The organism is Paraburkholderia phosphatilytica, assembly GCF_003443895.1.
Classification (GTDB): domain Bacteria; phylum Pseudomonadota; class Gammaproteobacteria; order Burkholderiales; family Burkholderiaceae; genus Paraburkholderia; species Paraburkholderia phosphatilytica.
In genome coordinates, this window is sequence record NZ_QQOA01000060.1 from 19,819 (window position 1) to 30,745 (window position 10,927).

Annotated in this window: 9 protein-coding genes; all 9 read right to left on the reverse strand. The window is 67.7% G+C overall.

What is annotated here, in order from left to right:
• Positions 1–76: 76 nt before the first annotated feature.
• The 9 genes from DVS29_RS34375 to DVS29_RS34415 all read right to left on the reverse strand — a co-directional run bounded on the left by DVS29_RS34375 (position 77) and on the right by DVS29_RS34415 (position 10,655).
• Complete coding sequence (locus DVS29_RS34375; protein ID WP_118185390.1) at positions 77–1,387, reverse strand: HlyD/EmrA/EmrK family protein; 1,311 nt, start codon at positions 1,385–1,387, stop codon at positions 77–79.
• Between the two features lie 33 nt (positions 1,388–1,420).
• Positions 1,421–2,974: an efflux transporter outer membrane subunit gene (locus tag DVS29_RS34380; protein ID WP_118185392.1), complete on the reverse strand. Its 1,554-nt coding sequence runs from the start codon at positions 2,972–2,974 to the stop codon at positions 1,421–1,423.
• A 60-nt stretch (positions 2,975–3,034) separates the two neighbouring features.
• On the reverse strand, positions 3,035–3,484 hold the full coding sequence (locus tag DVS29_RS34385) for a MarR family winged helix-turn-helix transcriptional regulator (protein WP_118185394.1): 450 nt from the start codon (positions 3,482–3,484) through the stop codon (positions 3,035–3,037).
• A 242-nt stretch (positions 3,485–3,726) separates the two neighbouring features.
• Positions 3,727–4,887, reverse strand: a complete 1,161-nt coding sequence (locus tag DVS29_RS34390) for a sugar diacid recognition domain-containing protein (RefSeq protein WP_118185412.1) — start codon at positions 4,885–4,887, stop codon at positions 3,727–3,729.
• 67 nt (positions 4,888–4,954) lie between these two features.
• Positions 4,955–6,409: a pyruvate kinase gene (gene pyk / locus DVS29_RS34395; RefSeq protein WP_118185396.1), complete on the reverse strand. Its 1,455-nt coding sequence runs from the start codon at positions 6,407–6,409 to the stop codon at positions 4,955–4,957.
• Positions 6,410–6,495: 86 nt separating this feature from the next.
• A complete protein-coding gene (locus DVS29_RS34400) occupies positions 6,496–7,671 on the reverse strand; it encodes a glycerate kinase (protein ID WP_118185398.1) in 1,176 nt (391 codons plus the stop codon).
• Between the two features lie 218 nt (positions 7,672–7,889).
• Positions 7,890–8,201: a flagellar biosynthesis anti-sigma factor FlgM gene (gene flgM / locus DVS29_RS34405; RefSeq protein WP_118185402.1), complete on the reverse strand. Its 312-nt coding sequence runs from the start codon at positions 8,199–8,201 to the stop codon at positions 7,890–7,892.
• Positions 8,202–8,418: 217 nt separating this feature from the next.
• The gene (locus tag DVS29_RS34410) at positions 8,419–9,663 is read right to left on the reverse strand and encodes a glycosyltransferase (RefSeq protein ID WP_118185404.1); all 1,245 of its coding nucleotides are present in this window, start codon (positions 9,661–9,663) and stop codon (positions 8,419–8,421) included.
• A gap of 38 nt (positions 9,664–9,701) precedes the next feature.
• The gene (locus DVS29_RS34415; RefSeq protein ID WP_118185406.1) at positions 9,702–10,655 is read right to left on the reverse strand and encodes an AraC family transcriptional regulator; all 954 of its coding nucleotides are present in this window, start codon (positions 10,653–10,655) and stop codon (positions 9,702–9,704) included.
• Positions 10,656–10,927 lie beyond the last annotated feature (272 nt).

A 10,927-nucleotide genomic window follows, 5' to 3' on the forward strand; every position in this document is an offset into this window, starting at 1 on the left:
AATCGAAGGTTGCCGATAAAATCTGACTTGTCAGATAAATGGGCGAATGACGGGATGCATCATTCGCCCTCGCCTGTCAGCCTGCGGTGTGCGTGGCGCCCGCCACGGTGGCTGCCGTCTTCCGTTCGCCCCGCTTCGGCGCGGCAGCTGACGATGCAACCGATGCCGGCGCCTTCGCGTTCGTCATCTCGTTGCGCGCGATGATGTTCGCGATCTCGGCATCCGCCTGCGCGCCGTACTGCGCGAACACGTCGGTGTGGTACTGCGTGTTGGTCGCGGCGGCGAGCTGTGTGCCGTTGTCGTTGCGCACGTTCACGTCGACCTGCATCGAAAGCCCGATTCGCAGCGGGTGCGCTTCGAGATCCTGCTGATCGAGCTGCACGCGCACCGGCAGACGCTGCACGACCTTGATCCAGTTGCCGGTCGCGTTCTGCGCGGGTAGCGCCGCGAACGCGGCGCCCGTGCCCGCTGAGAAGCCGATCACCTTGCCGTGATACTTGACGCCCGAGCCATACACGTCGGCGGTCAGCGTGACCGGTTGGCCGATCCGCATATGCCGCAGCTGCTCTTCCTTGAAGTTCGCGTCGACCCACACGCCGTCGAGCGGCACGATCGCCATCAGCGGCGTGCCCGGCGACACGCGCTGGCCCACCTGCACGGAACGCTGCGCGACGTAACCGGTGACCGGCGCGGGCAGCGTGTTGCGCGCATACGCGAGATACGCGTCGCGCACTTTCGATGCAGCAGCCTGCACGTCGGGGTGATCGGCGACCGTCGTGCGATCGGTCAGCGCGAGGTTTGCTTCGGCCTGCTGACGAGCGGCGTCGAGCGCGGCCCGCGCGGCCTTCACCGCATCGCGCGCATGCGACACGTCTTCGGCCGACACGGCGCCGGTATCGGCCACCGCGAGCCGGCGACCCAGGTCGTCCTCCGCTTTCGACAGATCCGACTCGCGTTGCGCGACAGTCGCCGCGTAGTAGTCGTTGTTCACGTAGAGGCCGCTCACCTGGCGCACGGTCTGGCCAAGCGTGGCCTCTGCGTCGCCGAGCGCGATTTTCGCGTCGGCGGCGTCGAGTGTGACGACCGGTTCGCCCTCTTTGACGATCTGCGTGTCGTCGGCATTCACCGCGATCACCGTGCCGCTCACCTGCGGCGTGAGCTGCACGAGATTGCCGCTCACGTACGCGTCGTCGGTGGCTTCGTGATAGCGCGCAACCGTCATGTAGTAGGTGCCATACGCAGCCGCCGATGCGGCGACGGTCAGGCCGAGCAGCGCGAGCAGCAGCTTGCGGCGGCTGGGCGGCGTGTCGGTCTTGTCGCTGGAAGGTGCAGCGGGTTGATCGACCGCGTCGCTGGTCACGCGGCTGGACGTTTCGGTATCGCTCATGTCAGTGCTCCAGATGTCGTGGATGCCGGCGGCTCAGCGCGCGGCCAGATTCGGTTGAACGTCGCTCGCCGCGGATCCCGCGGCAGCGGGTGCGTCGTGCTGCGAATGCGTTGAGGAAGCGGTGGACGGCGCCGACGTATCGACGAACCCGCCGCCAAGCGCCGATGCGAGCGCGATCTGCTGGTCGCGCCGGTCCATCTGCAGGTTCGCGACGCTCTGATCGGCGCTGAGCGCAGTCATGTCCGCATTCAGTACCGTCAGCTGATTCGTGAGTCCTGCCTTGTATTGCGTGATCGCGAGATCGTCGGCGCGGCGCGCGTCCTGCTCGGCGGTCTGCGCGTCGGTCAGCTGCGCATCGGTGGAGCGGATGCTGGCGAGCTGCGTCGCGACGTCGGACAGCGCGCCGACGAGCGTCTGGTTGTAGGTCGCCACCGCGTAGTCGAAGTCCGCATAGCGTCCCTTCAGTTGCGCGCGCAGCGCGCCGCCGTCGAAGATCGGCAGATGCACCGCCGGGCCTGCGGACTCCATGCGGCTCGCCGCGTTCAGGAAGCGGCCGAAGCCGAACGCGTCGAGGCCGATCGCGGCGCTCAGGTTGATGTCCGGATAGAACTCGGCTTTCGCGGACGCGATGTCGTGCGTCATCGCGTCGACGCGCCAGCGCGCCGCGACGAGATCCGGGCGGCGGCTCACGAGGTCCGCCGGCAGATCGTCGGGCAGGCGCACTGCGTCGCCCGGGCCAAGCGTCGGGCGCGTGATCGCGAGACCGCGGTCCGGGCCTTCGCCCATCAGCGCGGCGAGCTGGTAACGCGTGGTCAGGATCTGGCCGTCAAGCGCGGAGAGGTTCTGGCGGCTCGTCGCGAGATTCGCGTCGGCTGTCTTGCGTTCCACTTCGGTGTCGAGGCCCGTCGCAATGCGGCTAGCCGTGATGCGGTCGATCTGCTCGCGTTGGTCGATCTCCTGCTGCGCGATATCGCGCAGCGCATAGAGCCGCGCGAGCTGGTTGTAGCTGCGCGCGATCGACGTCGTCAGCGTGAGCTTCACCGCCTCGGCATCCGCTTCGCTCGCGGACTGCTGCGACACCGCGGACTTCAGCGCTTCGCGGTTCTTGCCCCACAGATCGAGGTCGTACGACGCGCTCAGCAGACCCACGTTCTCGGTCTGCCACGCGCCGGCATACGGCGGCGGCACCAGCGCGTTACCGGAATAGCGCTCGCGCGTCATCGTGTAGCTCGCATTGGCCTGCGGCAGCGTGTTCGCACGCGATGCCTCGCGATACGCCGACGCGGCCGCGACGCGCGCCCTCGCCTGTTCGAGCGTCGGGCTGCCCTTCAGCGCTTCGTCGATCAGCGCCTTCAGCTGTGCGTCGCCGAACTGGTCGGCCCAATCCGCCGACGGCCAGTTCCCCTGTTCCGACGGCAGGCTCTGCGTCGTCTCGTACGTCTGCGGATTCGCCATCTGCTTGTCGCTATGGATGCCCGCGTAGTTCGCGCAGGCGGACAGCACGGCCGCCGCGATCAGGCTCGATGCGCCGGCCGCGATTCTCGCGATGCCGTCGCGCGGTGCTTCACGATTCGTCTGACTTCTCATTTTCTGACCTATCAGATAATTGACCGAGAAAAATGCCACCCTGCAGTGGCACTGCCGTTGTTACTTGTCGATCTGCTCACCGATGAACTTGTTCAGCAGCCGGAGGAATTCATTGAACTCCGCCTTGGAAAAATCCTTCAGGCGTTCATTCAGTACGTCCGGTGCACGATCGGGGATCTGCTCCGCAACGTCCTTGCCCTTCGCCGTCAGCGCCAGCTTCACGACGCGCCGGTCCTCGATGCTGCGGGTACGCACCAGCAGGCCGCGCTTTTCGAGGCGGTCCAGCATGCGCGTCATCAGTCCGGTGTCGGTGCCGAGCAGCTTCGACAGCTCGAACGGCGTGCTGGCCACACCGCGGTACAGCGCCATCATGATTCCGATGTTCTGCCCGGAGATCTCGAGGTCCGCCAGCGCGGCGTCCATCTCCATCAGGATCAGGTTGCGCGCCCGGTTGATCGCGAATCCGACGCTCTTCGCAATCGCGAAGTTCTCTTTCGTGTAGTGCTTCATCGCGGGTCTCCGTGGCGGTTCATCAGGTTCGTCTGGCTGGTTCGCTGGTTCACTCCTGACGGGTACCGGCGATCCACGGGCTGAACAATAATTGACCAGTCAGATACTGTCAAACAAGCCCGGTGAACACACTGATCGAAAATTCCACCTAATCGGAGGGGCGGCCCGCGGCCGTTGAACTGAACACGTTCATCGCACTGAACCTCCGCATTCAGCAGACGTTCAGCGAACGCGTTCAGCCTTCATTCATCGCCGATCTGCAGCGCGATATAGAGCAGCATGCGGTCGTCCATCACCGCGAGGTCGAGCCCGGTCGCCTCGCTGATCTGCCGCATCCGGTAGTCGAGCGTGTTGCGGTGGATGCCGAGCGCCGTCGCCGTCGCGCCGGGGTGGCCGTCGTTGTCGTACCAGGCTTGGAGCGTCTCGAGCAACAGGCCCGAGCGGCGTTCGTGCGCGAGCAGCCGCTCGAGCGGCAGACGCAGCTGGCGTGCCTGCCAGCCGGGCGTGAGGCTCGACAGCAGCACCGGCAGGCTGCAATCGTAGTAGGAGAACGTGTGGTCCGCGCGGCTGCGCCGCGAGCCGATACGCAGCGTGGCGAGCGCGCTTTGCCACGAGCGCTCGAAGCCGTCGATGCCGTCCATCGCGATACCGAGCGCGAGCGTGAACGGCTGCGCGAGCGCCTTCGCGAGCGTCGCGTCGAGCGTACCGAGCAGCGCGCGCGCCGCGTTCGGCACGGTGTCGCGCTGCACGGCGGCCGCATCGATCGCGTCGAACATCGCGAGCTCGCGGAACGACGTCTTCGCGGTCAGCATCGCCGGCCGCTCTTTCGCGAGTTGCATCTGGATCCGCTCGATCGCCGCGAGCCCGAGTTCCGGGCTCGAATCGACGTCCTGTAGCTGGCACACGATCGCCACGCGATGCAAGCGGTGATCGATGCCGAGCCGCTGCGCCCATGCCTCGAGTTCGGCCTCGGACGTCGCGCTGGTGCGATTCACGAGCTGCAGCACGAACTCTTCGCGATGCCGCGCGTTCTGGCGCAGCTCGCCGGTCAGCAGATCGCGCTCGAGCATCATCTCCGCCGTCACGCGCAGCAGTTCGCCGAAGCGGCGCACGTCGTCCGGTTCGCCGGTAATGCCGATCACGCCGCAGATCTGCCCGCGCACGCTGAGCGGCAGATTGATGCCGGGCCGCGCGCCGGGCAGGCCCTTCGCCATCGACGCATCGATCTCCACCGTGCGCCGCCCCGCAAGCACCAGCTGCGCGCCCGCGTGCAGCGAGCCGATCCGCGCGGGGTCGGTACTCGCGAGAATCGAACCGCCCGCGTCCATCACGTTGACGTCGAACGGCATCACGCTCGCCGTGCGCTCGACGATTTCCCGGGCCAGTCTGGAGTCGATCTCGATCATCATGGACGGCGAGCTTAGCAGGAAACCCGCCGTGCCGGCCGTCACCACCCGTCGCGGTGAAGCTTCAGGCAGACGCGATCTCCGCCGGCCACACCACGCGCATCAGGTTGGTCGAACCCGGATGGCCGAACGGCACGCCCGCCGCGACGACGATCGGACGGTCGCCCGTTGCGAGTCCTTCCGAGCGCACCGCCGCGATCGCGATGTCGACGATGTCCTCGATGCCGTGCGCGGCCTCGGCCACGCGCGAATGCACGCCCCACACGAGCGTCAGCCGGCGCGCCACCTCGACGCGCGGCGCGAGGCTCAGGATGTCGGCGCGCGGCCGCAGACGCGACAGCCGGATCGCGCTCGCGCCGGACGCCGTGTAGGTGACGGCGGCCGCGAGCGGCAGCGTGTCCGACACGACCTCGATCGCCGCGCCGATCGCGTCGGTGCTGTTCGGCGCGCGGACCGGCGCGATCGCCTTCATCAGCTCGCGCTGCAGCGGATCGCGCTCGGTCTTCGCGACGATGCGCTGCATGAACGCGACTGCATCGACCGGATACGCGCCCGACGCGGATTCCGCCGACAGCATCACCGCGTCCGCGCCGTCGTAGACCGCGGTCGCGACGTCCGATGCTTCGGCGCGCGTCGGCGTCGGCGATGCGGTCATCGACTCGAGCATCTGCGTCGCGACGATCACCGGCTTGCCGGCCTCGCGCGCCATTCTGATCAGACGCTTCTGCGCGGCCGGCACATCCTCCGGCGACATCTCGACGCCGAGATCGCCGCGCGCCACCATCAGCGAATCCACGGCGTCGACGATCGCCGCGATATTGGTCATCGCCTGCGGCTTCTCGATCTTCGCCATGATCGCGGCGCGCGTGCCGATCAGCTCGCGGGCCTCGAAAATATCCTGCGCGGTCTGCACGAACGACAGCGCGACCCAGTCGACACCGAGTTCGAGCCCGAACGCGAGATCGGCAAGGTCCTTCTTCGACATCGCCGGAATCGCGAGCTGCGCTTCGGGCACGTTCACGCCCTTGCGGTCCGAGATCGTGCCATTGTTCAACGCGACCACCTCGATACGGCGCGGCTCGGCCTTCACGACGCGGAAGCGCAGCTTGCCGTCGTCGACGAGCAGATGCTGGCCCGCGCGGATCGCCTCGAAAATCTCCGGATGCGGCAGACGCACGCGCGTGCCGTCGCCCGGCGTGTCGTCCATGTCGAACGCGAACGGCTGGCCTTCCGCGATCGCGAGGCGCCCTTCGGCGAATGTGCCGATGCGCAGCTTCGGCCCCTGCAGATCGAGCAGGATGCCGAGCGGCCGGCCGAGCCGTTTTTCGACCGCGCGAACCGCGGCGTGCCGCGCCGCGTGATCCTGCTGCGTGCCGTGACTGAAGTTCAGGCGGAAGACGTCGGCGCCGGCACGGGCCATCGCTTCGATCGTGGCTTCGGTCGAACTGGCCGGCCCGAGCGTCGCGACGATTTTCGTGGACCTGAGCGGGGACGTGCTCGTCGTGGTTTCGCTATGCATGATGATGATCCGGAAAAAGTAGGTGGAAACGGGCCGGCGTCAGCGGGCCGGCAACTGCGGTCGGCCAAGGTGTTCGTCTGGTGTACTTAGCTTTCGAGGGCGACTGCCGAAACACGCGCAGGCTGCGAAAGCGTCATGCCGATGCGAATTGCGGCCGCCACGTTGCGTGCCGTCGCACGCACGTTGAACGCCGCTTCGCGCAGTGCTTCGTCGAGCGTGCACGCGCGCCGCACCGACGCGAACGCCGCGTCGATGCCGTTCTGGTAGACCGCATCCGCGCTCGCCGTCACCGCGCCGCCCAGCGCGATCACCGGCACCCCGTGCTCGCGCGCGAGTTTCGCGACGCCGATCGGCGCCTTGCCGCGGATCGTCTGACCGTCGATGCAGCCTTCGCCGGTGATCACGAAGCTGGCGCCGCGGATCGCGTCGCCGAGCTTCGCCGCTTCGGTCACGATCTCGATGCCGGGCCGCAGCCGCGCGTTCAGCACGGCGAGCAGCGCCGCGCCCATGCCGCCCGCGGCGCCCGCGCCCGGCGTCGTGGCGACGTCGCTGCACAGGTCGCGCGCCATCACGGCCGCGTAATGCGCGAGCGCGGCGTCGAGCTGTTCGATCATCGCGGGCGTCGCGCCCTTTTGCGGGCCGAAGATCGCCGATGCGCCGGCCGGCCCGACGAGCGGGTTGTCGACGTCGCACGCCACTTCGAAGCTGCACGACTTCAGGCGCGCGTCGAGACCGGACGCATCGATGCGCGCGAGCCGGGCAAGCGCCGCGCCGCCCTGGCCGAGCACGAGGCCGCGCGCATCCAGCAGCTGCGCGCCGAGCGCCTGCAGCATGCCGGCGCCACCGTCGTTGGTCGCACTGCCGCCGATGCCGACGATGAAGCGGCGCGCGCCCGCATCGAGCGCGGCGAGGATCAGCTCGCCCGTGCCGCGGCTCGACGTGACGAGCGGATTGCGTTCGGCGCCGGTGACGAGATGCAGGCCGCTCGCGGCCGCCATCTCGATCACCGCGGTGCCGTCCGCCGCGAGGCCATAGACCGCATCGACCGGGCGGCCCAGCGGATCGCCGACTTTCGCGTGACGCCGCTCGCCGCCGAGCGCGTCGAGCAGCGCATCGACGGTGCCCTCGCCGCCGTCGGCGATCGGCATGCGGCGATAGTCGGCGTCGGCGAAGATCTCGCGGAAGCCGGCCTCGATCTGCCGCGCCGTCTCGGCGGCGGTCAGGCTTTCCTTGAACGAATCGGGGGCGATGACGATTTTCATCGGTGGACCTCGTGCGGTGGACGGTCAGGCAATGGCGCAGATGGTACGCACCAGGTCACCGCGAGGCATCGTGCGGATGCACAGAAGATTGGCGCTTTTCAGCGGGAATTTCTGTGCATCTGTACAGAAACTATTGCGCGCTCAGCGCAAGGGTACGGCGTTGCAGCGGGCGCCACCGGATGGCGGCGCCGGGCGCTGCTGCTGCGCCTGGCGGCCGGTCAGCCCGCTCTCGTTTGCAGCAGGTCGCGCGCGTTGCCGAGCATGCCGTCGGCGATCGCGCCCGAATTGATGGTGTAGGTGCCGTCGCGGAGTGCAGCCTTGATCGATTCGACCTTGGCCGAATCGATGTCCGAGTCGTTCGCCGCCGTCCGCGTCGACAGGCTCACCGTCGTACTGCCCGGGTTGCTCGCGCCGGTGCTTTGCACGGCGCCGACGGGCGCCTGCGCATCGGTATTGCCGTTTCCGTTGGCCCGTACCGCGCCGGACTGAAGCACGGCAAGCGTGCTGTTACCGCTGGATTCGATCTTCATGGTGCCCGTTCCCCCTCTGTTGAGTGCTTTAACGGACCAGGGTTTGAAATCTTCACCGTGCCGCGAACCCCGCGGACGCCTCTGTAAGCCGTCATATCCCGCAAAGCCATGAAGGACGGGCTTTCCGGCCACTTGCAACAAATTGAAACAAAGTGTGAGGAATCGCACGCTGGGCGCTCAGGCTACAGAACGCGTCGCGCGGGCTCTCACGCGGGTTTCACGCAGATGTCAGCGATTCAATGATGGAGACGGCATCGCGCAGCCCGCGCTCGGCCCGCATGCGCTCGCCCAGCGCGCGGGCACGCGCGCGCACGTCGGCGTGATCCGCGGCTTCGATGGCCCGTGCCAGCGACCCAGCCAGCAGGCGCCGCCCATTGACCGGACGACTGGCAACGCCCGCGCGCCAGAGACGGTCGGCCCAGAAGAACTGGTCCCCCGCGACCGGCACCACGACCGACGGCCCCCCCGCCCGGACCGCCGAATGCGCGGTGCCGGATCCGCCGTGGTGAATGACCAGCGACGTGCGGGGAAACAGCCAGTCATGCGGCGTGTCGTCTATCACGTGAAAATTGCGCGGCAGCGCCGACGCATTCACGCCGCTCCAACCTGGATAGAACAGCGCGCGGCGATCCGCGACCGCGTCGATCATGCTCTGGAGCAGCCCCGGCCGCTCGAAACCCGCCATGCTGCCGAAGCCGACATAGACCGGCGCGTCCCCTGCTTCGAGAAATGCCGCCAGCGCGTGCGGCGGCTGCCAGTCCTCCGCAGGCAGCATCCATTGCCCGACCGCGTGCGCATTGCCGGGCCAGTCGTCGGGCTGACGCCCGGAATCCGTCAGCAGAACCGGCGACACGCCGTACAGCATCGGGTGATCGGTCCACAGCTTCGTTCTGGGCGGCAATCCGCACACCGCAGCGCGCGCCACATTCAGTTCGTTTCTGAAGGCGCGCCACAGCATGCCGTTCACGAGGTGATGGGTCGCGCGGTTGAGCACCGCCGGCACGTAGCGCGGAGGAAAAAACGGCGACGCGAATGCCGAGGTCGGCGTGATCGGGATCATGCCCACGCCGATCGCTCTCGCGCCGAGATATTCCGCCGCCGACAACCCGGCGAACGCCGCGAGACCCGACACCAGGATCGCATCGCACCCGCTGCCCGCCGACACCATGTCGCGCAGCCACGACCCGGTGTGCTGGTTGGCAATCCGCGCGAGCACGCGGGCCGTGCCCGATACGCTGTGTTTTCCCGCGCCGATACCGGCGCCGGACAGTTCAGCCTGCAGCGTGCCCTTGATGTCGCCCGCCAGCGCAGCCGCCGGGACGTTCAGCCTGCGCGCGGAACCCAGCGTTGCGTGATCGGCAAGCAGCCGCGCTTCGTGTCCGGCATCGATCAGCGCACGACATAGCGCGGCCAGCGGGCGAGTGTCCCCTTCCGTTCCGAAGGTGGCCGCGAGGAATTTCATCAGGTTCGTTGGTCACTTCATGGCAATGGCGACGGCAGTTACGCGGGGTCTCCGGCGTCATGCGTCGCGATCGGGGGGGCGGAGGGTTTCGAGCGCGACGCGCGGATCCCGGCAGGCGTCGCGCCGAGCAGCCGCCGCGTCCAGTGCGCGAGATGACTGGGATGTGCAAAGCCCGTTTCGAGGGCGACCTGCTCTACGCCGAGCCGCCCATCGAGCAACAGAACACGCGCCCGTTCGACTCTTCGCGCGATCACATACCGATGCACCGGCATGCCGAGCGTTTCGCGAAACAACACCTTGAAATGCGGCACGCTGAGCCCGCTGAGCGCGGCAAGCTCCGTCAGCGTCAACGGTCGATCCAGATGACTTTCGACGTAGTCGATCACACGCGCGGCCGTCCTGGCCGCAAGCGTGCGCCGCCGCTTCTGCGGAGCGAACGGGTCATCCGCGTTGACGAGCCGCACCACCATGGCCGTGCACAGACTCTCTGCGTAAAGCGCATCCGACGCGTCGTCTGCCTCGAGTTCAGCGCGCAACGCCCACGCGAGCAGTTCGAACCGCCGGTCACGCAGCTGGAAATGCGGATCGATGCGCAGACGCGGCGGCGCAGGATCGGCCTGCTCGAACGTGCGCGCGACGAACGCATCGGTGAGCCAGACGCGCAGTGCAACGCTGTCGTTGTCGTCGACGCGGGTGCCGTCGTAACCGGCGGGTATCACGTCGACGTCGCCCTGCGCCTGCAAACGGGTGATGCGCCGACCTTCGCACGTGCAATGCACCCGCGACGGCAAACCGACGTGCACGCCGATCCGGTGATGCATCGCCGCGGGCACGCTGCGCGCGCCTGCCCGGAGTCCGATCAGCTCCGCGCCGAAGCCGTTCCAGCCGAGATGCCCGCTCGAACGCAGGCTCGCGCGGGAAGTCGCGAACGGAATGGGCACCCCGGCTGCGGAGGCAGCGTCAGAACGAAAAACAGGCGGCGCGATCTTCATGGCATTCGTGGTGGTCGCAACGGAAGACTCGCCTGCATTGTGCATCGCGCCACCGGTCACGGGTGAGCGTCGTCCCGTAGCCTCGCGAAAATCGTCATCCGAATCTGCTCGGCGCAGTCCGATCGCGCGCTTGTCGCAAGGTCGGCGCCGCTACGATCGCTTCGTCCGTCATGCAAGGAGAATGAAATGAACGCGTCCCACCCCGTGACCGAGTGAGGGAAAAAGGAAGGGTGGATCCTCACGGGCCAACGGCATCGAAGTGCGCAGGTGGA